The following is a 25574-nucleotide window of genomic DNA, read 5'->3' as shown; positions in this document are numbered from 1 at the left end:
CCTTTATTATACCTTGCAAAAACCCGATTCTATAGCGCGAAATCCTGACCTGCCCAGAAGCATGGACTTTCAGGCCTTAAGAAGGGAAGGAATAGAATATCTTCAGCAGCTTTCGGGTAGCATTTGGACAGACTATAATGAGCATGATCCTGGTGTTACGCTGCTGGAGCAGATATGTTATGCGCTAACGGATGTGGCCTATCGAACTAATATCAGCATAGAAAAGCTGCTTTTTTATGATGATGATTACAAGCCTGTTTCTGATTCTAATGCGCTCTATCCTCCAAATGAAATATTCCCTTGCAGTGCCCTGACTCTTGCAGATTATCGCATACTTATAATGGATCAGGTTAGTGAGGTTAATAATGTATGGATAGATCCGGTAGATGAAGATAAACTGGGTATATCCGGTTTGTATAATGTTACTGCTCAGGTGTTTAATGAAACTCCTGAATCAGAATATGATCAGGTGAAAGCTCGGGTAAAGGCACTATTTGCAGCAAATCGTAACCTTGGAGAAGACCTTAATGAGGTGAGCATTCTGTTGCCTCAGCATATTAAAATTAGTGCCAATATAGATATCCGGTCTGATGCCGTCGGCGAAGAAGTGTTGTCTCAATTACTCTTTTTGCTCGATGCCTATTTGAATCCTGTAGTACATTTTCATGTTTATGAGGAGTTGCTCAGAAAAGGTATGGCTGAGGAGAACATTTTTGACACTCCTTCTTTTGAGCATGGTTTTATTCAAAAGGAAGAGCTACCTCATAAAAATGATGAATTCTATGTGTCAAAAATCAGTGAAATTATATCTACAGTACCAGGTGTTCGAAGCCTACAAAACTTAATTGTTTATCAGGATGATGTGAAGGTATATGGGAATGTCTTAAAAGTGAAAGCAGGCCATTTCCCTCAGCTCCATGTAGATCTTCTAAGTAATATAGATATGACCAAAGGAGGGATTGCCTATGATTTTGATGCATCAATAACCAAACATCTTTTTGAAGTAAAATTAGATCAACATAAAAGTGCCTTTAAGCAAAAATTAAAATGGCAATTTGATAAGGTCGTCTCTAAGTTCAAGCTGAAAGAGATTGCTAGCTTTCCGTCTGTGCAGAACACGCTGCCAGCAATGTATGGAGTAGGTCGCTATGGTTTACCTGAAGATGCTCGTGAAGAAAGAAAAGCTAAGGCCAGGCAGTTAAAAGGATTTCTCTTACTATTTGATCAGGTAATGGCGAATCATTTGGCACAATTGCAGCATATAAAGGAATTGTTTTCTATTAATGACATAAGCAGCCAAACCTATTATGCCAAGCTCCCTATTGAGTTTCCTGATCTCTCAGAAGTATTAACAGACCCTACTGACGAAGCCTTACAATCTCTCCTGGCTGAATTTGATCACTTCCTTAATAGAAAAAATAGGATCTTAGATCACCTGCTGGCCCGTTTTGGAGAGCGCTTTTCCAACGGTATGAATGGTAAGGTGAAAAGCTTGTTTGGAGACTTGCCACAAGAGAAGGTGGCGGAAGAAATAGTAGTTTTAAAGGCAGATTATTTGAAGGATTATGTGCATCTGAGCAGAAACAGATCAAAGGCCTTTAATTATCTAAAGGATTCTATAGATCAGGATAATGTACCTGTTTTTCGGAAAAAGGTAAGCTATGAGCTCAATATTAAAGATCACAGACAGCACTCGCTGATAAAGCACTTTTCTGATATAAAAATAGATGTCTATGATCCTGGTAGCCGCACTGTAGAAGAGCAGGAGCTCACCACTGATAACGGACAAACAATTAATTACAGGCACAGTCAAAGTGAAAAAGTGACCTTTCTGGTGAAAGATCGAAAAACTTTTGAGTATCTATTTTCTAAAGGAGTTAACAAGGCTAATTATCATCTGGTACAGGCCAGCGGCAAGTATATGGTATTGTTTTATACTCACAAAAATGAAATGCCGATTAAGGTTTTTGAGGCTAATGATGTAGATAAGGCTAAGAAAACAATAAATAAGCTTATTAAGTATTTCACTGAGATCAATAATAAGAGTGAGGGCTTTCATGTGGTAGAGCATGTTCTCCTGCGTCCTTATGGTACTGATGAATTTCAATTCCAGCTTTTAGATGCTAATGATGCGGTGATTTTCAATAGTTTAGAATCTTTTGAATATGGAAGGCAGAGAAGTTTTGCTGCTGATGCTTTAATAGCAGGAACCATTAAATCAAACTATAAACGAGCTCAGTTAAGATCAGGTGGGCACACTATTATTCTTAAAGATGGAGATCGGGGTGATATTGCTCGCTATGCATTTAAGCTGCAGTCAGAAGAGAGCGTGGCCACTAAAATAGACAGCCTGATAGCCTATTTTAAAGCCTTGGAAAAGGATAGTAATTCCTTTCAGAAGAAAGTGGTATTGACCGGAGTGAAGTCAGAAAAGCGAACGGTAAATCGGCTATTTTATAACGGACGCATGAGCATTATTTTGCCTGCTTGGGTGGCTCGGTTTCAAAATGAAGAGTTTAGGTTGCTTCTGATGAATGCCTTAAGGCAAAATGTGCCTGCCCATTTAAAAGTAGATATGCATTGGTTTGATATAGCACAGATGAAAACTTTTGAGCAAATACAAAAGGAATGGCTCGAAGAAAGGGCACGCCCCGAATTTGATTGGAAAAAATTGAATGGGCTTTCTGACCGATTAATTAAAATTTTAATCCAACCTGAAGATGACCAACCTTAAAGATGAAATAACAAACCCGTTTCCGGGCTTAAGGGCATACTCCGTGGCAGAAAAGGATTATTATTATTCTTACGGCTATCGTACAGATGATATTCTCAGCAGGTTACGGTCTAACCAGTTTATAACATTGGTGGGAGAGGCCGGGGGAGGAAAGGAGTCTTTGCTAAACTGTGCTATTATACCGGTGTTAGAAGCAGGTTTTGCAGGTATGGTAGGGAGCCAGTGGGAGTATGTTAGCTTCAGGCCGGGTACCAACCCTTTACGTAATCTGGCTTTAGTATTGGCAAACTCAAAGGTGTTTTTAGAAGGCGGTAAAATAGAACCCAATTTCACCAGCCATATTGAGGATATGCTTAGGGAAGGAGTGCAAGGGCTTTTAAATGTATTTGAAACCTACTCGCTAAAAGAAGAGCATAACCTGCTAGTATTCATTAATGACTTTGAAGATATTTTAGCTAATGAAGATCTATATGATCAGAAAGAGGATATTTTACTATTCATCAACCTTATTTTGAGATTTATAAGGAGGAGCAACTATCCTGTCTACCTGGTCATAGCCCTTTCTTCTGATTACTTAAGCAGCACTTCTCGTTATCCTGGTTTGCCAGAGATGATCAATGATAGTCAATACCTGATTCCTAAAATGGATCCCACACAGCTCAAAAAAGTAATAGCTCATGGTTTTAATAGCGCGAGAATTAGGTTTGAAAGAGAGTTAATTGAAGTGGTTTTACAGGAATATCAAAAGTTTGAGGCCAATAACTATCAGTTGCAATACGTATTGAAATCAATGGTAGATATCTGGAGAGATGAAGGGGGCGAGTATCAGGAGGTAGGTCTTCAGCATTACAAAAGAGCAGGTAGGATTTCCCAAGCTATTGAGAGAAAGGCGGAGCAATTGTTTGATAAGTTCAACCCCGAACAAAAACGTATTTGTAGTATCCTGTTTAAAGTTATTACCCGTAAGGACAAAACAGGAAACATTAATGCTGTACTAATATCAACTATCAGCGAAATAGCTGAATGCTCCGAGCAACAGGTAGTGGATGTGGTGAATAAATTTGGTGTTGACCAGATAGAACTGATAGAAGTAATAGAGACTTATGACATCAAGGAGAGACTAGATTCACTTGATAGCCTATTAGAAGAAGGTTTTTTATATGTTAATAGAAATTCAAAAATCACACTAAGGAACAAAGAGCTGATATTAGCATGGCCAAGATTAAATGATTGGGTGAATGCTGAGGATGATAACTCGGAGATATTTCTGCGGTTGGTGAGTGCTTTACTTTTATACCGACAAGAGAAAAGAGGCTTTTATCAGAATCCTGAATTGAAGATCGCCTTAGATTGGTACAACCAAGAAGACCCTAATGAAGCCTGGGCGCAGTATTATTCTAATCATTTCAATGGAGCCATAGACTATTTATTGGATAGTGAACAGAACTACCAACACATTCTACATACAGAGAAGCTCCGCCACCAGCAAAAAGTAAGGAAGGATAAGCAATTTCGCTGGGTACTTATTATTGCCAGTATTCTTTCTTTGATTTTAGCTACATGGGCGATGAGTGAAAAGGAAAAGATGAGATCAGAAAAAGTGAAGCTAGCGGTGGTGCAGGATCTTGATTCCATCAGAGCCTTATACATTGATGCTTTGCAAGACCTTGACTCAGCCCATATTGATGAGGTAAGATATCGGGTTTGGGATCTTAGAAAGCAAGATAGTAAAACACTGGAAGATATTTATACTTATACAGAAGTGCTGATAGAAACTGATTCTTTATGTAAAAGGGGGATTAAGCTAGAGATTCTGAATATACAAAATACGCTGAGAAGTTGGGCTTTAAACTGGAAGGGTCTTAGCCCGAATGATGGCTCAATAGACAGCGCAAGGTATATTATAGACCATTTTTGTCAAACCCTAAAAGCCCATTGCAATGATGAACAATGGAATAAGTTAACCTCTGTGAATAGTAAATGTGATGGGCTTCAAAAAAATTGAGTTAGGTGCTTCTACGGTTCAGCCTCGGATCTTGTCAATTGGGTAAGTCTTTTTTTATTTCCTTTTAAAAGGAAGCCACTTTAGGAGTGTAATTAACTTCTAAAGTCATGAAATCATCTCTCTTTATTCTTCTGTTTTTAGCCTTATTAACAGGTCAGGTTTATTCACAAACAGTTATTTCAGGTCGGGTTACTGATGCTGCCGGGAATAGTCTTCCAGGTGCCAATGTTTATTTAAAGGATACTTATGATGGAGCCAGTAGCGGAGCTGATGGTTCTTTCCGGTTTACTACCGAGGAAGATGGCAGTCAGCTGGTTGTAACCTCAATGGTAGGCTACCAAGGTTTTGAAAAGGAAGTGCTGTGTGATGGAGCTACTATTGAGCTGATGATCACTCTTCAGGAAAGTATTGATGAATTATCAGCGGTAACTATTACTGCAGGTGCTATGGAGGCCAGTGATGAGGCTAAGTCAGTAATGATGAAACCCCTGGATATAGTTACTACTTCTGGGGCTGCGGGTAACCTTATTGGAGCGCTAACCAAGTTGCCAGGCACTTCCACTGTAGGTAATGATGGTCGTTTGTTTGTTCGTGGAGGAGATGCTTCTGAAACTAATATTTATATAGATGGGCTTGAAGTAGGCAATGCTTATGGTAGCACCGGCCCTAATGTACCTACACGTTCACGTTTTGATGCAAATCTATTTAAAGGCAGCTTTTTTAGTACTGGCGGATATTCAGCGGAATACGGTCAGGCTCTATCGTCTGCACTAGTGCTCAATTCGGTAGATATGCCGCTTCGTAGTCAGGCTGATATTAGCCTTATGAGCGTAGGCGCCGGTTACTCTCAAACCGTAGTAGGGGAGCATAATGCCATCAGCTTTAACGGTACATATATGGATTTAAAGCCTTATCAATCTATCATTTCACAGAACTATGACTGGAATAGGGCTCCACACAGCTGGAGTGCAGAAGTGCTGGGCAGGCAGCAGCTAGGCGATAATGGAATGGTGAAAGTATTCGTGCATACAGAAAGAGCTCAATTTTCTCTTAATCGACCATTAGCCGGAGAAGACTATAAACAGCTGGTAGATATGGATAATCAATATCACTTTGGTAGTACCAGCTATAAGCAAATATTAAAAAACGATTGGTCTGTATATGGTGGAGCTTCCTTTTCCTTAAACACTGATGATATAATTCTTGGAGAAACCCCTTTCAAAAGAAAGGCAGATCTGGGGCATGGTAAAATAGTGGCAGTGAAAGACTTTAGTGAGAAATTTTCTTTAAAAAATGGGGTGGAATATTATTATGATGGTTACTCAGAAGAGAATGAAAGTGTTGGAGCCAAAAGGAGCTATGGCATTCATTTTGTTAACCATTTTGCTGAAGCGGATTATTACTTGAATAACAATTGGGCCATAAGAGCAGGATTGAGAACTTCTTACAACAGCTACTTGGACAAAGTTTGGGCTACACCTCGAGCATCATTGGCCTATAAAGCCAGTGAACATGGACAGTTTTCTTTTGCTTATGGTAATTTCAGACAAATGCCAGTAGCTGAAAAACTGGTGCAGTCTACCGGGCTGGATAATGTAAAAGCTAGACATTTTATTCTTAATTACCTGCTGCAAACAGAAGGTAGAACTTTTAGGATAGAGAGTTTCTATAAAAAATATGAGTCATTAGTTACCTATGATTCAATGGCTTCTGAAAACTATTTTGGTCTTGAAAATACAGGAAAGGGCTATAGTCGTGGTTTTGATGTGTTTTATAGAGATAATAAAAGCATTAGCGGAACTGATTTTTGGGTGACCTATTCCTTTGTAGATAGTAAAAGAAAGTTTGATCAGTTCACTACTCAAGTTACTCCTGGCTATGCTCCCAGGCATAATGTCTCTGTGGTGATGAAGCATTTCATCAAGCAGTTGAAATCTCAAATAGGCTTTTCATATTCATGGAATGACGGTTGCACTTATAATGATAAGAATCAACCTGTGGAGATGGGTAGTAAAACTAAAGATTATCATAACCTCAGCCTTAGCTGGAGCTATTTGCCTGCCCCAAATATCATTATCCACGCTGAGTGTAGTAACGTGTTGGGTAGTGAAAATATTTTCGGATATGAATACAGTTCTCATCCTGATGAAAGGGGACAGTATGCCAGCCAGCCCGTAATACAATCAGCAGACAGGTTCTTGTTTTTAGGTGTTTTTATCACATTGTCTAAAGACAAATCGGCCAATATGCTAAACAATCTTTAATGCCATAACCATTTAATATTATGAAAAATATCATCTTAATATCTGCCATACTTCTGATTTTCTGCTTGTCAGCATATGCACAGTCACCCTATGAAAGGGCCATGGTGAAAAATTTAAAACAGTTGTCTCAGTCCCAATCTATTACAGATTTTCAGTCAGTTGCCAATACTTTTGAGCGAATCGGTCAGAAGGAGAAACAGGAATGGCTACCGTTATATTATTCGGCCCTCACTTATATCATCATGGGGTTTGATGCAGATTTGGATAGAGATCAAAAGGATCAATATTATAAAAAGGCAGAGGAGTTAATTGCTCAGGCAAAAGCAATAACCAACAATTCGGAGATAACAGCACTGCAAGGTTATGCCGTTATGGGTAAGTTGGCTGTAGATCCGGCCAATAGAGGGCAGACTTTATCACCGCAAGCGTTTAAATATTTTGAAAAGGCCATTGATCAAAATCCAGAAAATCCCAGAGCAATTTTTCTTATGGCTCAGCTGCAATATGGTACTGCTCAGTTTTTTGGTAAGAGCACAGAAGAGCCCTGCAAATTGGCCAGACGAAGTGTGAATCTTTATAAAAGTGAAGCGAAAATGGACACAGGAATAGCACCAACCTGGGGACATAAGCGGGCCGTAGAAATGTCAGAAAAGTGTGAATAGAGAAATGAACCTCTTTAATTATTCGTTTTTTAAAGTGATGGGAACTACCATTCTGGATTCTACTTTTATGCCTTTTTGCTCAGCAGGTTTAAAATGGTAGTTAAGTCCTTTAATAGCATCTATAATAATTTTGTTAAGCTCTTCCGAACCGCCTTTGAGCACCTCAATATTAGTCATGTCTCCGTTAGTATTTACCATAAAGCCTACATAAACCTTAGCAGGGTGATCAGTTAAGTTTTTAGGTAATTTTATGGCTTCAGACAGACTTTTATAGAATTGCTCGAAGCCTGCTTCGGGCATGGGGGAAGCTTCGATTATGATTCCTAAAAATTCTTCATTACCCTCTTCTATTATTATTTCTTGGACTGGCGCAGGCTCAGGGAGTAAATCTTGTGAGCAAGCCGTAGCGGTAGCCAGTAATGAAAGAGAAGCATACTTTAGAAAACTTTTACTGAGCTGATGAGCTTTAAAAATACCACAAACTGGTCTTGTAGCGTTTATAACTTCATTGTTTAGCTCTTTAGCATTTTTCTCAGTGAAATCATGAACCTGATGTTGACATTTAGCGCAGTGAAGTTGTTGATCTTTCTTACTTAATGTCCCTCGATTTTGATCACAAGGAAAAGCCAGGTTAATATTTTGGATGTCCTCCATAGATAAGTGCTTTTTTACATCATAACCCGGGAGTGGATAAAAGTCACTTTCATACTAGAGACCATTTAATGAATATTTTAAGAGGAAAGATGAATTAACTAGAGTATTAAGTAAGATCCAAAAAACGAAAACGGAGACCGTTTCAGAACCTTGGGCCTGGAGATCCAAAGTCATATTGATACAGCCTCCTTTTTCTATCTTAATTTTACCTTTACTTCAACGTGAGTGTGGTTTTAGCGACTGCAGGCATGCCTAAGTCGCTACTTCTTTTATCTGGTAGTGAACCTCCTATGAATACATCAAACTCTCCTTTTTCCAGGATACTTCTTCCTTCATTATCTACTAATGATAAGATGTCTTCAGTGATAGAAAAGCTCACTCTTTCTGATGCTCCTGGTTTCAATTTCACTCTTTTAATGCCTTTTAATGAATATAAAGGCGTGCGAGCACTACCTTCTTTGTCAGTGATGTAAAACTGTACTACTTCTTCTGCTTCAAATTCACCAGTGTTTTTCACTAAAGCGGAAACGGTAATGGGTTCCATTTTTTTTCTTCTGGCAGTAGTAGTGCTAAGCTGAATGTCAGAGTAGTTAAACGTAGTATAGCTTAACCCATAACCGAATGGGTACAAAGGCTCTTCCTTCATATACCTGTAAGTTCTGCCTTCCATATCATAGTTCTGATAGTTAGGGAGTTGGTCTAATGACTTAGGGAAAGTGATAGGCAGCCTTCCTGAAGGAGATGTCTTACCAAAAATAATATCAGCTACCGCATTTCCACCTTCTTCACCAGGATACCATACCAGTAAAACAGCATCTGCTATTTCTTGTACCTCAGCCAGGTTCATGGGGCTTCCGCCAGTTACAATGGCTATCACGGGGTTGTCATTGCTATCTTTTAGCTTTCTCAGATAATCGATTTGATTTTTAGGGACGTTGTAGTCTAATCGGTCTCCGTAGTGTTCAGAGGCGATAGATTCTCCTTCCTCACCTTCAATAAGGCCATTAATACCCATAACCATGAAAGTAGCATCACTTTTGGCTGCTACACTGCTAGACCAGTCTATAGGATTAACATTTTCCCTGTCAAGCAAAACACCAGGTCGATATTGAAGCTGGCTTCCGGGTTCAATGGCTTTGGTTATGCCTTCCAGCACAGTGACCATTTCAGGATTTACACCATAATAATTACCTACTAATGATTCTACATTGGCAGCGTTAGGACCGGTTACATAGTAAGTGGATAAATCACTTTTAAGCGGAAGCACGCCATTATTTTTTAGCATTACAATAGACTTAGTGGCTACTTCTTTGGCTAAGGCCCTATGCTTTTTGCTATTAATGATTTCAGGGCTAATATTATTGTAGGGAACGTTTTCTTCAGGGTCAAACATGCCGAGTTTAAAGCGGGTTTCCAGTAAGTGAGCCAGTGTGTTATTGATGGTTTCTTCTGAGATCAATCCTTGCTTTACAGCATCTACCAAAGCAGGATATTCATCACCACAATTGAGGTTTACTCCACTATTTACAGCTAGAGCTGAAGCTTCCGTAACATTTTTAACGTTTTTGTGGCCTTCATAAAAGTCTACTACGGCCCAGCAGTCGCTTACCACGTGGCCATCAAAGCCCCATTCTTTTCTTAATAGATCCTGTAGCAGGTATTTGTTAGAGCAGCAAGGTTCACCATTAGTGGCATTATAAGCACACATTACCGCTTCAACATCGGCATCAACTAAAGCATGAAAAGCAGGTAAATAGGTCTCAAACATATCCTTTTTACTAGCTACAGCATTAAATTCATGTCTCAATCTTTCCGGTCCGCTGTGTACGGCATAGTGCTTAGCACAAGCGGCTGTTTTGAGATATTTAGGATCTTCTCCCTGTAATCCTTTTACAAAGGCAACTCCCAAAGTGGAGGTGAGGAAAGGATCTTCTCCGTATGTTTCTTGTCCACGGCCCCAGCGAGGGTCTCTGAAGATATTAACATTGGGCGTCCAGAAAGTGAGGCCTCCATATTTTTGATGATAGCCTTTGGCAATGGCGGCATTATACATGGCTCTGGCCTCGTCAGAAATGACGGTTGATACTCTTAAAGCCAGGTCTGAATCAAAAGTAGCACCTAAACCAATAGCTTGGGGGAATACCGTGGCTGAGCCTGATCGGCCGACTCCGTGCAATGCTTCATTCCACCAGTTATAAGCAGGCAGATCAAGCCTGGGGATGGCAGGTGCAGTGTGCATCATCTGAAGCACTTTTTCTTCTAGAGTCATTTTGCTTACCAGGTCTTTAGCCCGGGCTTCAATAGGCTGATTTGGGTCTTTATAAATTGGAGTTTGCCCTATTGCTATATAACTTATGGTCGATAAGAATAAGGCAAGAATTATTATAGTAGGCTTATTTTTCATGATTGTTAGTTTGACATTGTTGTAGCGTATTATCATTAAAATTAGAAACTTATTAAGTTTAAACAATCGATTGCGTAAATTATTTTTTAAATTAGAAAGCATAAATTCCCTCATAAAATGATAAAGTTTAAAGTTTTACTGTTTCTACTACTGGCTTTTTTCCAAACGAAAGCGGAAGACGGCTATGATCTATGGTTGCGTTATAAACCTGTTGACAATGCGTCGCTTAAAGCGGAATATGTACAAGCACTAAAGGCCTATTCTGTGGCTGCGGATAAGTCACCCACCATACAGTCGGCTGTGGATGAATTGAGCATTGCTATGAAAGGCATGCTTGGGGTGGAATTAAAGTATGCTGACCAGGTTGGCGAACAGACGCTTGTTCTGGGTACTTCTGCCTCATCACCTTATATCGCTTCTTTAAAGCTTCAAAAATCATTAGACCCTTTAGGAGATGAAGGATATATGATTACTACAAAAAAGGGGAATATCATAATTGCGGCTAATACAGATATTGGTGTGTTATATGGTACTTTTCATTTTTTAAGATTACTTCAGACACAGCAAAGTATAAAAGAACTTAATATCACTAGTACACCTAAGGTAAAACTAAGGGTGCTCAATCATTGGGATAACCTTGATCGTACGGTAGAAAGAGGGTATGCGGGTTTTTCCTTGTGGGATTGGCACCGCTTGCCAGATTATATAGATTCTCATATATTGATTATGCTCGGGCCAACGCTTCTATAGGTATAAACGGTACCGTTCTTACCAATGTAAATGCTAATGCTTTAGTCCTTACCCCGGCCTACTTGGAGAAGGTGAAAGTCTTAGCTAATGTTTTCCGTCCTTATGGCTTAAAAGTATATCTCACAGCCCGTTTTAGTGCTCCTATTGAGATTGGAGGTTTGGAAACCGCTGATCCGCTTAACGCTGAAGTACAGCAGTGGTGGAAAGATAAAGCCACTGAGATCTATAATATGATACCTGACTTTGGTGGTTTTTTGGTAAAGGCAAACTCAGAAGGTCAACCTGGTCCTCAAAATTATGGGCGTACCCATGCTGATGGGGCTAACATGATGGCAGCAGCCGTAAAACCTTATGGAGGCGTGGTCATGTGGCGTGCTTTTGTGTATAGTAATGAAGAGCCAGACGACAGGGCAAAACAGGCTTATAATGAGTTTAAACCACTTGATGGTCAGTTTGATGATAATGTGATGGTCCAGGTGAAAAATGGAGCTATTGATTTTCAACCTCGTGAGCCTTTTCACCCTTTATTTGGTGCTATGCCTAAAACTCCGATGATGATGGAGTTCCAAATTACGCAGGAATATCTCGGTCAGGGAACGCACCTGGCCTATCTTTCTCCTATGTATAAAGAATGTCTTGAATCGGATACTTATGCCAAAGGTAAAGGCTCCACTGTGGCTGAGGTGATAGATGGTTCTTTGAATAATCATCGGTTAACGGGTATAGCAGGGGTTTCTAATATCGGGACAGACAGAAACTGGACGGGACATTTATTTGGGCAGTCAAACTGGTATGCCTTTGGTCGGTTGGCATGGAATCATAGCCTTTCGTCAGAAGAAATAGCCCAAGAGTGGATCAGGATGACTTTTTCTAACCAAAAGGAGGTGATCCGTTCCATTACAGATATTATGATGACTTCGCACGAAGCGGTAGTAAGTTATATGACTCCATTTGGTTTACATCATATTATGGGCTGGGGACATCATTATGGGCCTGGTCCTTGGATAGCTAACAAGCATCGGGCAGATTGGACTTCGGTATATTATCATAAAGCTGATAAGAATGGAATTGGTTTTGACCGCACAGCATCGGGAAGTAATGCCGTAGCCCAATATTATCCTGAGGTAGCAGCAAAGTTCAGCTCTCTGGAACAATGCCCTGAAAAATTTTTGCTGTGGTTTCATCATGTTCCCTGGAATTACAAAATGAAATCAGGGGAAGAGCTGTGGATGGCTATGAGTAATGAGTACCAGCATGGCGTGCAAGAGGTGGAGAAAATGCAGCAGCAATGGCAAACATTAGAAAACAGCATAGATAAAGGACGATTTGAACAGGTGAAAACCTTTTTGAAAATACAGAAAAAGGAAGCGGAATGGTGGAGAGATGCCTGCCTGCTTTACTTTCAGACCTTTTCAGGGAAACCTATACCGAAAGATATACCTAAGGCATCACATACCCTGGAATATTACGAAGGGCTTACTTTCCCTTTCGCGCCAGGCAATTAAATTATGAAGAATATAAGCATTAGACCTATGAATAAGTTTTTAATGGAGCAAACCATGAGGTGGTACGGCCCTAATGATGCAGTTAGCTTAAGAGATATTCGCCAGGCGGGGTGTACAGGCGTGGTTACAGCCCTTCATCATATTCCTGTAGGGGAAGTGTGGACTGTAGATGAAATAAAGAAGCGGATTGAAATAGTGGAGCAAGAAGGTATGAATTGGGCAGTGGTAGAAAGCTTGCCTGTACATGAAGATATAAAAAAGCAGACGGGAAAGTTTAAAGAATATATAGAGGCCTACCAACAGAGCATTCGAAACCTGGCAGCATGTGGGGTTAAGGTTATAACTTATAATTTCATGCCTATTTTGGATTGGATGCGCACTAATCCTACTTACGAACTGGTCAATGGTAGTAGAGCGTTGAGGTTTGAAAAAGTGGCTTTTAATGTTTTTGATCTATTTCTGCTTCAAAGGCCAGAGGCTGAAAATGATTATTCTACTGAAGAAATAGAGGTGGCCAGATTACGCTATGAGCAGATGTCAGAAAAGGAGAGGGAGGAACTATTCAACCATGCGCTGCTGGGCTTGCCCGGGAGTGATGAAAAATTTACTCCCGAAGGCATTATTAAGGCATTAAAAACCTATGAAAATATTGATAGAGAAAAGCTTAAATCGCATTTAACCTATTTTTTACAGGAAGTGGTACCTGTAGCGGAAGAGGTAGGTGCTGAGCTGGCTATTCACCCCGATGATCCTCCATATCCTATTTTAGGCTTGCCCCGTATAGTGAGTACAGAGCAAGATTTAGCGGATATTCTTGATGCGGCGCCTTCTCCTGCTAATGGCCTCTGTTTTTGTACAGGGAGCTTGGGTGCCAGGCCTGATAATGATATTATTAAGATGATTCAACGGTTTGGCGAGCATGTCCACTTTCTGCACTTGAGGAATACCAAAAGAGATGAAGAGGGTAATTTTTACGAAGCCAATCACCTGGATGGAGATACTAATATGGTAGCGGTAGTTAGAGAAGTTCTGAAGCTTATGAATAAACGCCAGCGTTCATTGCCTATGCGCCCGGACCATGGCCATCAGATGCTGGATGATCTGAAAAAGGATACTTACCCTGGTTATACCGCCATTGGCAGGTTAAAAGGGTTAGCCGAGTTGAGAGGTCTGGAGTTGGGATTAGCCTCTATTATGAGTGATTAATTTTTCAGGCTCAATTATAGAGAGGTTTTAAGGAAAAATATAAATTGCATCTTTTTAATTTTAAGTATAAAATATTGAGATCAATTAATTTTTTAATTTTCGTATTTCTTCTTTTAAATATAGCTCCTGTATTCAGTCAAAACTTTGATATTCAGGAAAGCGAGCCTCTTAAAGAAGAGCCTGTAGTAGGGTGGTTGAAGATTTTTCAACTGTCTGATGGTAAGACCGCATTATTACATATCACCGAGAGGGATGGTTTTCATGTTTGGGTTTATAGTAAAGAACGTAAACTTTTGGTAGATAAATTTGCCAAACCCCAGTTTAACTCAAAAGGAAGGTTAGAGCTACGAACCACAGAAATATTGAGTGCTTTTGATCAAGGAGATGAGCTAGTAACTTTTTTGAGCATTGAAGAGAAAAAGCAACCTACTTCTTTATACAGAGTAATCATAGACACCAATGACGGTAAGCTAAAGTCAGAAGAGCTGGTGGCCAAACTACAGCCGAATTCGAAAAAAGTCAAGAATAAGTTTTTGGTGAGACACGATGATAAATCGGGCAATTATGCAATCGGTCTTTATAATGCCACTGAATTTAGTAAAAACAAGCAAGTACAGCTGGTTTTTTATGATGCCAACCATACTAAAATGACTGAAGCATATTTTATTCCTACAAGCGGAGAATATAAGGCTTTAAGGCTGGTAGAGTTTATGGTTTTGGATAATCAGGTTATCGCTTTGGTCGGTTCTGATTTGGAAAAGAATAAGGGTACCGTTTTTATTGGTAGTTTGAAAAGTGATCATGATTTTTTCTATGTTAAAGAAAAAGATTTTAATGGAGATCAGAAATTGGCTGAGGCGGTGTTAAAATATAATCCTCAAGAAAAATTTATCGTTGCATTGTCACTTTTGACTTATGCTCCCGACCTTAATAGTGTTTATGGGTTATATTCTTCTAATCTAACCGTGTTTGATCCTGAAAGCCTTTCTACTAAATATGTGAAGGACTTAGATAATCCTTCTGTTGAAGTCAATTATGAGTCCTTTGCTAATACAGACCATAAATATGAAGGTGTGCCTAGTGATTTTCATGTAAATAGTGATGGTACGTACTCCGTTATTTATGAACGCAGATTTTATCGTTTGAAAGGATCGGTGGTGTTAGCTAGTCTTTTAGGGGATGCTGTGGTGTCTACTTTTAGTCCGGAATTGAGATTGCAAAAGGAGACTCTTGTGCCTAAAAGTCATTCTCTTCAGGGAGACATTTCTGTGCTTATTCATAATGATGTAAGAAATGAGGCTACTAAACTTTTAGGTAGTAATCAATATAAATTCCTTTCATACGTAAATGGAGCTGAATCTAATTACCTATTGTATAATGATGTGTTTTCAAATGGAGAAAAGATTAAAGAATCAGGTAAATTGGCTCTGATCAGTGGGGTTTCTGCTACTGATGCCTTTTATGTAGATATAAATAAAGCTGCTAATAATTATGATAGAACTGCTTTATTTGGCAAAAAGGCAGAGTCAAGAGATTATCAGTTTGGTATGTTCTCAGTCGCTGATTATGATCAGGAATCACATACTTATGCTACTTTGAGGTTAAATGCTCATGACGGAAAAACTATACAGGTAATTTGGGTTAAAATATAGATTATTATTATATTCAATAGGTAAGAGGAGGCATTGGAGTAGTTCAGTGCCTCTTTTTTTGATAAAGTCATTTTTCTTACATATAGACGCTTTCGTCTAATAAAATGGCTATATTCTATCTAAATAGACGAAAACGTTTAATCCTATGCCTGTAATAAAAGCAAAAAAGGAAGATTGGCTGCAGCTGGGGCTTGAGAAGTTTTCAACTCAGGGAAACGAGGGCATTAATGTAGAGCAATTAGCCGATATTCTTAACTGTAATAAATCGAGTTTCTATTGGCATTTTAAAACCCGCAAGGCTTTTCTAAAGCAGGTAATTAATTATTGGGTGGAGCATCAGGACTCAGTGATTCAAAAGCTACATATGGAGCATTCCAGAGAGGAACGTTTTAAGAATTATCTTCTCTTTCTATTTAAATCAGGCAGTTTTAAAGATTTGACTTTTTACTTACAAAAGATAGCCGCTGAAGATAAATACTTTAGGAAAATACTGAAGGACTATGAAAAGCAGAATTATGAGGTGGCTTTCATACTAATTAGTGATTTGGGCTATTCAGAGGAAGAGGCTCATAATAAGACTCAGCTGTTATTACATTTTTATAGAGGGTGGTATGAAAAATATAAATATCGAACTATTAACAGAAAAATGATAAACGAAGCCATAGAACTGGTTGAGGGCTTTGTGAATATAGAAGTGAGTCAATGATTTTCCTTTCTGATGTTCTAAAAACACCAGAAAGGAAAATGTAAAGTTTTATTCTTTACTCCATTGATTGTTAGAGGTATCGGCATCCATAAATATTCCTCCTTCTAATGATATGGAAACGATATCCTTTTCACCGTCTAGTGTTATAGTAGTTTTGTCTAGATCGTTCTTCCATATTTCTGGAGTATAATGATAGGTTTTGCTTTCGCCAGTGCTGGTAGTTATAATTACATCTACCGGAGCAGGCATGCCTCCAATGTTTTCTAGTGTAATACTGGTGTTTTTCTTTTTTGTTTGTACGTCAGTAATAGCCAGGTCTATGTAGTTGTTACTAAAAAACCAACTGTTCCAGAACCAGTTAAGATTCTGCTGGCTAATGTCATTAAAAGAGTAGAAGAAATCCCACGGGGTAGGGTGCTTTCCATTCCAGCGCGCCATATAACCTTGCAATGCTTTTAAGAAAAGTTCGTCTCCCAGTAGGTCTTTCATGGCTAAGTATCCTATTGCTGCTTTTCCATATTCATTATTTCCCAGAGCAACACCGGTAAGTATATTAGAAGGCGTTATGATAGGGATGTCTTCTTCTGCATTGGCATCATTAGCCCATCGGTTTACTCTAAACATCTGAAAATTTCGGGTAGCAGCCTCTTCTCCTAGGTCATTTATACCTATCATATATTCCAGTGCAGTAGCCCAGCCTTCGTCCATAAAGCCGTAGCGCGTTTCATTAATGCCCATATAAAAAGGGAAATAGGTATGAGCGATCTCGTGCTCCACTACAAACCTTGAGAAATCAGGATTAGGAGTGCTGTTGTCGTTTACCATCATGGGGTATTCCATATCAGCAAAGCCTCTTACAATCGTAGATTTTTGATATGGATAGGGTACGCCTGGGGAATTATTAGAGAACCATTCTAAAGAATGCTTTCCAAAATCTACCATCTGGTGAAAGTCTTGAGCATCATCATTATAAGCGGCTTGTACACTGGCTCTACGTCCTGTTTTTTCATCTACTATTACGCTGCCGCCGTCCCAGTTATAATGGTCACTTATCGCTATGGCTATGTCTGTGATGCTATCGGCTTTCCATTTCCAGGTGTTGGAGGTACTTTGCTTGGTAATCTGCTGCTGCGCCAGGTCTTCTGGGGTAGCTATTCTGATCACCTGATCGCTGGTCATAGATTTTTCTAGTTTATCAGAATATTTTGGTTGCAATACCTCTTCAGGGTTTAGCAGGTCTCCAGTAGCCCAAACTATATAGTTTTTGGGTACGGTAACTGAGAAAGTATAATCATTAAAATCATTGTAAAACTCCTGCGATCCTGTGAAAATCATAGTGTCCCAGCCGCTATAATCATCATATACAGCTACTCTGGGGAAGAAGTAAGCCAGGAAAAAGGTAGTGCTGTCAATAGCACCTTCACGGCCGCTCTCAATAGAAACATCATAGTGCCATTCTATACTCAAATTCACACTTTTACTAGGAAGTAATGGTTCTTTTAAATTAATGAACTTATTGGTGCCATCGTTTAAATCTTTCCAGGTTGATGCTTCTCCATTCTCTTTAAATGAATCTATATGCATGCCTGAGGTAAGATAATCTTCACCAACTTGACTCAATCTTGCCGCGCCTGGCTTATGATTATTGAGAAATAATTTGAAATTGAGCCTGCTTAAAGTGTCAGGGCTATTATTAGTATAAGTAATGTTTTCAGAGCCGAAAACGGTACGTTGTGGAGGCGTAACTCTGATATCAATATTGTAAACTCCTCTGTTTTGCCAATAATTGATGCCCGGTTTTCCATTCGTATCTCGCGTATTATTTTGGTATGCTTCTTTCAAATCTCTGGGCTGATACAAGCTTTGGCTAAACCCAGAAAGGGTCATCAAAAAGAGGACGCCTGTTATAATTTTTATTTTCATCATGGTTATTAAGTTGCTGTAGGTTAATAAACTACAAAGTTAGACCGTAGTTATAGGGGAAAAGAAGTAAATAAGTGGTAATTTGATTATAGTATTAAAATTGAGTGTAAGCGGTAATTATTACGGATTTGGGAGTAATATTAGGTAATCAAATTAATGTGTTAATATTCATTAAAACATGGTTACCCAAATAAGATACTTATAATGTATAGTAATTGAAATATTTCATTTTTTTTCTACAGTAATATGTACGATTATTTTTTGCGTTTTATCGCAGTAACAATATTAATATCTGGGGCTGTAGTGGGGGTTTCTGATTCAGTAGCACAAAGTGTAGATAAAGAGAGTCTTACGGAAAGTTTGCAGCAGGTATTAAAAGAAGAAGATTACGGCAAGGCGTCGTATTATACTTATCAGCTGGCCAAGCATAGCTACACTCAGGGCGATAAAGCCGCAGCGCTAGAGTATATAGATACTTTCTTTGATTATAATAAAAAATCAGGCGATGATTTACTGGAATATCTGGCTTATCAGCTGGAAGGTAATATCTACCTGGATCAAAATAATGCCAGCAAAGCACAGACTAGTTTTAAGAGGTCCTTGAAGGCTGCTCAGAGTGTTGGGCAAGCCGATTATGAAATGGAAGCCCTGATAAATAGTGGTATTTCTTTTATGGCTCAGGGTAAGGAGAGGCGAGCAGTAAGTGCCTTGGAAGAAGCCCTTTCTTTGGCTATTGTAGAAAAGGACTTGCAAACTCGCATGAGGTGTTATGCCTTATTGGTGGAGACGTATGACTCCTGGGGAAAGGCTGATAAGGTAAAGGAATATGAAACCCTACTTAATGGTCTGAAAAACAGCAATGCTGAACCCGTAGAGGAGCAGGGTGATACAGAAAGTACCATTTCATCATCAGGGAGATCTATACGAAATGGCAGAAGTAGAGCGGGAGCCAGTATGGATAAACTAAGGCAGGTAGAAGACTCCCTTTTGGCTACTCGTTATTCATTGGAAGCTACTGAGCGTTCACTGAGGAATATGGAAGAGGTAAGCGAAAATCAGAAATTGCAGATAGACTTACTGAATAAAGATAAGCAGCTGGCAGATTTAGAAATAAAAGAGCAAAATGCCAGATTGAAAAATGCCGCTTTGGTAAGAAACTTCATCATTTTTGGAGTGCTTTTAGCCGGAGCTTTAGTGGTAGTGATTATTCGTAGTTACAGGAAAAAGATTGAGGCTAATAAAGAAATAGACAGGCAAAATAAGAGTATACAAAGTAGTATTAACTATGCCAAGCGTATTCAGGAAGCCATGTTAGTAAACGCTTCCGTGCAGGAAAGCCTGCTGCCAGAATCGTTCATATTATTCAAACCCAGAGACTCTGTAAGTGGTGATTTTTATTGGTTCTCAGAAATAAAAAGTTGGTATGATCCTGATGTTGTTTTTGCTGCAGTAGACTGTACGGGCCATGGTATACCAGGGGCATTCATGTCTTTGATAGGTATGAACACGCTCACCAATATTGTGAATCAGGGAGAGGCGGAGTCTAACCAGATACTGGAAAAGCTGGATACAGGCATAAGAAAAGCCTTGCAACAAGAAACTACTGGCAACCGAGATGGTATGGATGTGGCCCTTTGTATTTATAGAAAAGAGAAAAATATTCTTGAATTTTCAGGAGCTAAAAACCCTTTAATCTACATTCAGGAGGGAGAATTACACCAAATAAAAGGAGATACCAGGGCTATAGGTGGTAACAGGCCTATGAAAAAGAAAAAGCCAGCTCCATTTACCAAACATGTAGTGGCCATAGATGAGCCAACCATGATTTATGTGTTTTCAGATGGTTTTCAAGATCAGTTTGGAGGACCTAATAACACTAAGTTCATGTCTAAACGGTTCAAGGAATTACTGTTGAGTATCCATGAATTGCCTTTGGCAGAGCAAAAGAAAGCATTAAATGATGCTATAGAGTCATGGAAAGGTGATGGCCACCAAACAGATGATATATTAGTGATGGGTATTCGCCTGGATAATATTGATGGTTAAACCTCTTCAATAAATTATTATTTATTAGACCATTTAAATAATAGGACTGGATTTCGTAATGGATTAATGTTATACTTGGTTGTAATACGAATCCCATATTATTATGAAATACGCATTCAGTCTTTTATTTGCCTTTTTTATTATTTCAATTTCTTCAGCCCAAGTGCCGCCAGCCACGGATCAGCGGCATTACGATATTGTCTCAGCCGTTTCCGCTGATAGGATAGAGCAAGACATAAAAAGACTGGTTTCTTTTGGTACCAGACATACTTTGTCAGATACTACTTCTAAAAAGCGAGGAATCGGGGCTGCCAGAAGGTGGATAAAATCTGAATTTGATAATATCTCAAAAGACTGTAAGAGCTGTCTTGAAGTGAGCTTTATGAGGGATATCGTAAAAGGAGATCCTGAAACACGTATTAAGAAGGATGTAGAAATAGTTAATGTAGTAGCTATTCAGCGAGGCAGTAAGTACCCCAACCGTTATGTGATTATGTCTGGTGATATTGATAGCCGGGTTACAGATGTCATGAATGCAAAATCTGATGCCCCAGGAGCTAATGACAATGCTTCGGGCATGGCAGGCGTAATAGAAGCGGCTCGTGTGTTGAGTAAATATCAGTTTGAATCAAGTATTATTTATGTGGGGCTGTCAGGTGAGGAACAAGGGCTTTTTGGAGGTAAAATAATGGCTGAATATGCCAAAGCCCATGATTGGGATATCATTGGAGTGCTGAATAATGACATGATTGGTAATATTCAAGGCATAAACCAGGTGATTGATAACCGCAGTTTCCGCATATTTTCTGAGCCTACACCTGTTACGGAAGATGAACGAACTCGCACTATGAGGCGCTATTATGGCGGTGAAGTGGATGGTGTTTCTCGTCAGCTGGCCAGGTATATTGATAGAATGACCAATACCTACATGCCTGAAATGAAGCCTATGATGATCTATAGACTGGATAGGTTTGGGAGAGGTGGACATCATAAGCCTTTTAATGATGCAGGCTTTCCTGGAGTGCGTATTATGGAGACAAATGAAAATTACACATGGCAACATCAGGATGTGAGAACTGAAGATGGTGTAGCCTATGGAGATGTTATTGAGCATGTTAATTTTCCTTATGCCGCTAAGCTTACAGCCGTAAATGCAATTACTCTGGCTGGTTTGGCCTGGGCACCACCAGCACCTGATAATGTAGAAATAGCTGGTGCCGTGCAAGCAAGCACTTCACTTCGATGGGAGAAAACGGATGATGAGAGTTTGGCTGGTTATAAAATCTATTGGAGAGAAACTACAGAAGCACAGTGGCAGTATTCTAAGTTTGTAGGGGATGTGTCAGAATATTTGTTGGAGAATGTGGTGATTGATAACTACTTTTTCGGAGTGGCGGCAGTGGCGAAAGATGGAAATGAAAGTGTGGTAGTGTTTCCGGGGGGTGTTTATAGGAGAGAATAAGTAAGCATTTAATTCTATCATATAACGAAGCCTCTTCAATTAAAATGAAGACTTAGTGATGTTAGTTATCAATTATTCTTGAGCTTTTTCAAGAAGGAGTTAAATGGTTGTGAGTTTAATATCCAATTAAATGAACTTCATGAAACTCTGATTTTTTTAGATGTTAACTTAATGTTAATACTAGGTCAGTCAAACCACTTTGAGGAAAGAAAAGCACGAGTTTCTTTCTTTGGTTAAACAAATTACTGCTTATGTTTTATGTTAGGAAATTATATTTGGTAATTCGATTTAGCTTTTAATTATCTGACCTTTTTATCTTGCATTATTTGAGTATCGCATCTGTATTATAACAGGATGCGGGCTACTTAGAAATGGCACTACTTAACATTAACAACATATACGTAACATAAATTAAACTCTGAGTTAATACGAGATACCTTTCTTTGCTCAAATTTTTTAAAAGAATGAAGAGTAGGATATCTATTACATTGGTATTGGCCTTACTAGGTTTATTCTCCTGCACTGAGGACAGAGTAATACCTGAGACCATCGTTGATACCACTAGCTATGATGTAGTGCATTATTGGAATTTTAATGATAACACATCAGAAGAAACGTTGATAACGCCCACTTACAGTATTGGTGGTACATCAGTTATTTATGAAGGAAGCTATTATGATGATACGGATGAAGGATCATTATTAAATGCGCGTAATGCAGACGAAGCAGGAAATGCATTAAGACTGAGAAATCCATCAGGAGATTTTACGGTAAGCATGCCCACCACAGGGTATGATGATGTTATAGTCACTTATGCGGTGAGACGCACTAGCAGCGGTCCGCAGCGAGAGCAGTTTTTCTATACTGTAGATGGGGCTAATTATGTGAAAATTGGCCTTGAGAATACCGATTATGCGGTAGCTGAAAACTTTGTACTTCACCAGTTCGATTTTCAGGATATACCTGAGGCCGATAACAACCCTGAATTTAAAATTAAAATCACCTTTGATATTAATGCTGATGGTGATTCTGGTAACTCCCGTTTCGATAATCTAACCCTTGATGGTATACGCAATGGAGAGCCTATTCCTGATTTTCCTGATGGCGAAAAAGAGGTGGAAGTATTTCATTATTGGAATTTTAACAATGCTGATGATTTAGAAACACCAAATATCGGGGCTGGTAGCTGGTCATATTCTGGAGATGAGTATGACGATGTAGAAGGTGCCACTCTTAATGCTTTGAATGGTGATGAGCCCTCTACGGGCTTGAGATTAAGAAATCCATCAGGAGATTTTATACTGTCATTGCCTACCTCAGGTTATGAAAATGTGGTAATGAAGTTTGCTGTGCAGCGATCAGGCAAAGGAGCCACATCTCAAAATATTTACTATTCAGTTAATGGAACAGACTTTATTCAGGATAATCTCTCTGCTGCAAGCTTTGAAGTGCCTGAAGAGGATTCTGATGCTGAAAATCTGGGTTATGTGCTGGTAACAATTGATTTCAGCGCTATATCTGATGTAAATAATAATGAGGATTTCAAAGTGAAATTCTCTTCAGAGGAGACAGAAAAGGGTAATACCCGCTATGATAATATAACGTTGGAAGGTACTTCAATTTAAGACAATGACATTATTTAGAAAGGTGCTTAGTGTAGCTTTAGTTTTTAGCTGCACTTGTCTTTTTGCACAAGATATTAAATTAAAACCTACGGAAAAGGTTACTGTAGATATTCCGGAGCCATCTGATGTGGCTTTGGCGCATGATGGAAAATCACTCTTTATTGTAAGTGATAATGGCTATCTCTTCGAAACAGACTTAAAAGGTAAAATAATAAGAAAAGCAGAGGGCTATAAAGGTTTAGATGACGAAGGAGTATATGCTGATGCAAATTTTGTATATGCCGTGGAAGAGTTTTCAAGAACTATCAAACTATTCGATTTGGAAACCCTTACGCAGCAGCGAACTTATGAGGTTTCTTATCATGGGGGTAGAAATAAAAGCTATGAGGCCTTTACATTTAATAAAATCAAAAATCGGTTTTTGTTAATTACTGAGAAGAGCCCGGCTTATCTTTTTGAGCTTAATGAGAGCTTTGAAAAAGTTAATACCATAGACATCAGTCATATAGCAAGAGACATTTCTGCAGCTACTTTTTATAATGGTTATGTGTGGTTATTGAGCGATGAAGATAGAAGCATTTTTAAGCTGGATGCTAATACTTATAAGGTGCTTTCTCAGTGGGAGATTCCTGTACTTAACCCAGAAGGCCTTGCTTTTGATGCGGATGGTAACATCATAGTGGTTTCAGATGCCATGCAAAAAATCTATTATTTCAACAATCCAGAAAATTAAGAAGTCTTGAAAAGAGTATTATTAATATTGATAATGGCCTGCGTAAGTGGTTTGGTGCAGGCTCAGGTGACTATTGGTACCGCTGATCATGTTGTTGAAATAAAAGGTCGACTTTCTACTTATTATAATCAGAGGTTTTTAAAAGATGGAGAAGAGGATCAGAAGAAGGATCGTTTTAAGCTTAGAGATGCTCAGATAAATATTGAAGGCCGTGTTAGAGATATATGGGAGTATGAGATTCAGGTGGACTTTCCTGACTTGGCTAACGACGGAGAAGTAGACCCTGCCAACCCGGGGCTTATGGATGCTTATGTGATTTATAAAGGATTCAACTTTATGAATGTGAAAGTGGGTTATGGTAAATTGCCTTATTCCAGAAGTTCATTAACACCATTTCCCTATTCACCCTACTGGCAACGAGCCCAGATAGCCAGAGGAGATTTGTTTAGCAGAAGAGATGTAGGGGTGACCTTATTTCAGGATTTCTGGCAGAGCCGAATAAATGTATATGCCGGAGCTTATACAGGCTTGGGAGAATATTCATTGAGAGGTAATAATGATGCCAGCGGAGGGTTGGAGTATATAGGAAGAGTTGATTTTTCATATCCTGCCGCAAGTAAGAAAAGAGAGATTGACTATGTGCATACGCCGGTTCCATTATTTTCAGTTGGTTTAAACGGTAGATATGCTAATAAAAAACTGCCGGAAGGAGAAGAATTTCCTGAGTATAGCCAGGGTGAGTACGGTATGAGCGTGATAGATGGAAAGAAATATGTTTATGGAATGGACTTTTCAGTACAGTATCAGGGCTTTTCTGGCCAGTTTGAAATTCATCAGGTAAGAGGGGAGCCTCAAGATCCTGCTAACCAATTATTGCTGGGATTGTCTTCAGATAAAACGGAAGGCTACTTTTTGGCTGGAGGCTATTATGGGCAGTTAAGTTACTTTGCGAAAGACATCAAAACCATTCTAAGTGTTCGTTACGAGCAGCTCAACCTGAATGATCTTGCTGATGGAGATTCTAAAAGGTTCTGCGCGGCTCTGGCTTATCAGTTGAAAGGCTTTGATGCCATGATTAAAGCCCAGTATTTCAATGTTATTTCTGAAGAAGAAACCATTGATGCCTTAAAATGGAAAGAGCAAATAAGAGTGGGGCTAACTCTGAATTTATAACCCTGGAAAAGTATAATAGAATCCGCTTTCTAAACCTGGGAAGCGGATTTTTTGCTTTTAGATCAGTAAA

Annotated in this window: 17 protein-coding genes; 14 read left to right on the top strand and 3 right to left on the bottom strand. The window is 39.1% G+C overall.

The genetic code is table 11. The annotated features are described in order from the left end of the window. Window positions 1-13: 13 nt before the first annotated feature. From LVD15_RS02800 to LVD15_RS02785, 4 genes are all read left to right on the top strand, one after another. On the top strand, window positions 14-2734 hold the full coding sequence (locus tag LVD15_RS02800; protein ID WP_233778769.1) for a baseplate wedge protein: 2721 nt from the start codon (window positions 14-16) through the stop codon (window positions 2732-2734). Next, window positions 2721-4739 carry an nSTAND1 domain-containing NTPase gene (locus tag LVD15_RS02795; protein WP_233778768.1) on the top strand — a complete coding sequence of 673 codons (2019 nt, stop codon included), beginning with the start codon at window positions 2721-2723 and terminating at the stop codon, window positions 4737-4739. The genes LVD15_RS02800 and LVD15_RS02795 overlap by 14 nt, the downstream gene beginning before the upstream one ends. Window positions 4740-4846: 107 nt before the next feature. Then, window positions 4847-7003: a TonB-dependent receptor gene (locus LVD15_RS02790; RefSeq protein WP_233778767.1), complete on the top strand. Its 2157-nt coding sequence runs from the start codon at window positions 4847-4849 to the stop codon at window positions 7001-7003. Window positions 7004-7023: 20 nt separating this feature from the next. Beyond that, the gene (locus LVD15_RS02785; RefSeq protein ID WP_233778766.1) at window positions 7024-7665 is read left to right on the top strand and encodes a hypothetical protein; all 642 of its coding nucleotides are present in this window, start codon (window positions 7024-7026) and stop codon (window positions 7663-7665) included. A gap of 18 nt (window positions 7666-7683) precedes the next feature. Here the strand turns inward: LVD15_RS02785 and LVD15_RS02780 are convergent, their stop codons facing one another. Together LVD15_RS02780 and LVD15_RS02775 are read right to left on the bottom strand one after the other, a co-directional pair. Then, entirely contained in the window at window positions 7684-8319 is a 636-nt protein-coding gene (locus LVD15_RS02780) for an energy transducer TonB (protein WP_233778765.1), read from the bottom strand. Window positions 8320-8530: 211 nt separating this feature from the next. Continuing rightward, window positions 8531-10723 (bottom strand): glycoside hydrolase family 3 N-terminal domain-containing protein, encoded by a 2193-nt coding sequence (locus tag LVD15_RS02775; protein WP_233778764.1) that lies wholly within the window; start codon window positions 10721-10723, stop codon window positions 8531-8533. A 117-nt stretch (window positions 10724-10840) separates the two neighbouring features. On the opposite strand from LVD15_RS02775, the gene LVD15_RS27075 reads away from it, so the two are divergent. From LVD15_RS27075 to LVD15_RS02755, 5 genes are all read left to right on the top strand, one after another. Next, window positions 10841-11473: an alpha-glucuronidase family glycosyl hydrolase gene (locus LVD15_RS27075; RefSeq protein WP_306416844.1), complete on the top strand. Its 633-nt coding sequence runs from the start codon at window positions 10841-10843 to the stop codon at window positions 11471-11473. Continuing rightward, window positions 11407-12978, top strand: a complete 1572-nt coding sequence (locus LVD15_RS02770) for an alpha-glucuronidase (protein ID WP_306416843.1) — start codon at window positions 11407-11409, stop codon at window positions 12976-12978. The genes LVD15_RS27075 and LVD15_RS02770 overlap by 67 nt, the downstream gene beginning before the upstream one ends. Window positions 12979-13005: 27 nt before the next feature. After that, window positions 13006-14184, top strand: coding sequence for a mannonate dehydratase (gene uxuA / locus LVD15_RS02765; protein ID WP_233778763.1), 1179 nt, complete (start codon window positions 13006-13008; stop codon window positions 14182-14184). A gap of 74 nt (window positions 14185-14258) precedes the next feature. Beyond that, a complete protein-coding gene (locus tag LVD15_RS02760; RefSeq protein WP_233778762.1) occupies window positions 14259-15836 on the top strand; it encodes a hypothetical protein in 1578 nt (525 codons plus the stop codon). 145 nt (window positions 15837-15981) lie between these two features. Further along, window positions 15982-16542: a TetR/AcrR family transcriptional regulator gene (locus LVD15_RS02755; RefSeq protein ID WP_233778761.1), complete on the top strand. Its 561-nt coding sequence runs from the start codon at window positions 15982-15984 to the stop codon at window positions 16540-16542. 48 nt (window positions 16543-16590) lie between these two features. Here LVD15_RS02755 and LVD15_RS02750 read toward each other — a convergent pair whose 3' ends face one another. Continuing rightward, window positions 16591-18468, bottom strand: coding sequence for a M1 family metallopeptidase (locus LVD15_RS02750; protein ID WP_233778760.1), 1878 nt, complete (start codon window positions 18466-18468; stop codon window positions 16591-16593). A gap of 243 nt (window positions 18469-18711) precedes the next feature. Here LVD15_RS02750 and LVD15_RS02745 point away from each other — a divergent pair, with 243 nt between their 5' ends. The 5 genes from LVD15_RS02745 to LVD15_RS02725 all read left to right on the top strand — a co-directional run bounded on the left by LVD15_RS02745 (window position 18712) and on the right by LVD15_RS02725 (window position 25504). After that, entirely contained in the window at window positions 18712-20511 is a 1800-nt protein-coding gene (locus tag LVD15_RS02745; RefSeq protein WP_233778759.1) for a SpoIIE family protein phosphatase, read from the top strand. 103 nt (window positions 20512-20614) lie between these two features. After that, window positions 20615-21973 (top strand): M28 family peptidase, encoded by a 1359-nt coding sequence (locus LVD15_RS02740; protein WP_233778758.1) that lies wholly within the window; start codon window positions 20615-20617, stop codon window positions 21971-21973. A gap of 464 nt (window positions 21974-22437) precedes the next feature. After that, entirely contained in the window at window positions 22438-23598 is a 1161-nt protein-coding gene (locus tag LVD15_RS02735) for a hypothetical protein (protein ID WP_233778757.1), read from the top strand. Window positions 23599-23602: 4 nt separating this feature from the next. Next, the gene (locus LVD15_RS02730) at window positions 23603-24331 is read left to right on the top strand and encodes an SdiA-regulated domain-containing protein (RefSeq protein WP_233778756.1); all 729 of its coding nucleotides are present in this window, start codon (window positions 23603-23605) and stop codon (window positions 24329-24331) included. A gap of 6 nt (window positions 24332-24337) precedes the next feature. Beyond that, complete coding sequence (locus LVD15_RS02725) at window positions 24338-25504, top strand: porin (protein ID WP_233778755.1); 1167 nt, start codon at window positions 24338-24340, stop codon at window positions 25502-25504. Window positions 25505-25574 lie beyond the last annotated feature (70 nt).

The sequence above is a fragment of the Fulvivirga maritima genome (assembly GCF_021389955.1).
In the GTDB taxonomy this organism is placed as follows: domain Bacteria; phylum Bacteroidota; class Bacteroidia; order Cytophagales; family Cyclobacteriaceae; genus Fulvivirga; species Fulvivirga maritima.
The sequence above is the reverse complement of the archived record's forward strand: the minus strand, read 5'-3'. Positions and strand labels throughout refer to the sequence as shown.

What these genes read in the sequence shown, in the direction of transcription:
- LVD15_RS02750 (WP_233778760.1), bottom strand. Translation starts at nt 18,468, where the DNA reads ATGATGAAAATAAAAATTATAACAGGCGTCCTCTTTTTGATGACCCTT.
- LVD15_RS02780 (WP_233778765.1), bottom strand. Translation starts at nt 8,319, where the DNA reads ATGGAGGACATCCAAAATATTAACCTGGCTTTTCCTTGTGATCAAAAT.
- LVD15_RS02795 (WP_233778768.1), top strand. Translation starts at nt 2,721, where the DNA reads ATGACCAACCTTAAAGATGAAATAACAAACCCGTTTCCGGGCTTAAGG.
- LVD15_RS02735 (WP_233778757.1), top strand. Translation starts at nt 22,438, where the DNA reads ATGAAGAGTAGGATATCTATTACATTGGTATTGGCCTTACTAGGTTTA.
- LVD15_RS27075 (WP_306416844.1), top strand. Translation starts at nt 10,841, where the DNA reads ATGATAAAGTTTAAAGTTTTACTGTTTCTACTACTGGCTTTTTTCCAA.
- uxuA (WP_233778763.1), top strand. Translation starts at nt 13,006, where the DNA reads ATGAATAAGTTTTTAATGGAGCAAACCATGAGGTGGTACGGCCCTAAT.
- LVD15_RS02785 (WP_233778766.1), top strand. Translation starts at nt 7,024, where the DNA reads ATGAAAAATATCATCTTAATATCTGCCATACTTCTGATTTTCTGCTTG.
- LVD15_RS02790 (WP_233778767.1), top strand. Translation starts at nt 4,847, where the DNA reads ATGAAATCATCTCTCTTTATTCTTCTGTTTTTAGCCTTATTAACAGGT.
- LVD15_RS02745 (WP_233778759.1), top strand. Translation starts at nt 18,712, where the DNA reads ATGTACGATTATTTTTTGCGTTTTATCGCAGTAACAATATTAATATCT.
- LVD15_RS02775 (WP_233778764.1), bottom strand. Translation starts at nt 10,723, where the DNA reads ATGAAAAATAAGCCTACTATAATAATTCTTGCCTTATTCTTATCGACC.
- LVD15_RS02755 (WP_233778761.1), top strand. Translation starts at nt 15,982, where the DNA reads ATGCCTGTAATAAAAGCAAAAAAGGAAGATTGGCTGCAGCTGGGGCTT.
- LVD15_RS02740 (WP_233778758.1), top strand. Translation starts at nt 20,615, where the DNA reads ATGAAATACGCATTCAGTCTTTTATTTGCCTTTTTTATTATTTCAATT.
- LVD15_RS02730 (WP_233778756.1), top strand. Translation starts at nt 23,603, where the DNA reads ATGACATTATTTAGAAAGGTGCTTAGTGTAGCTTTAGTTTTTAGCTGC.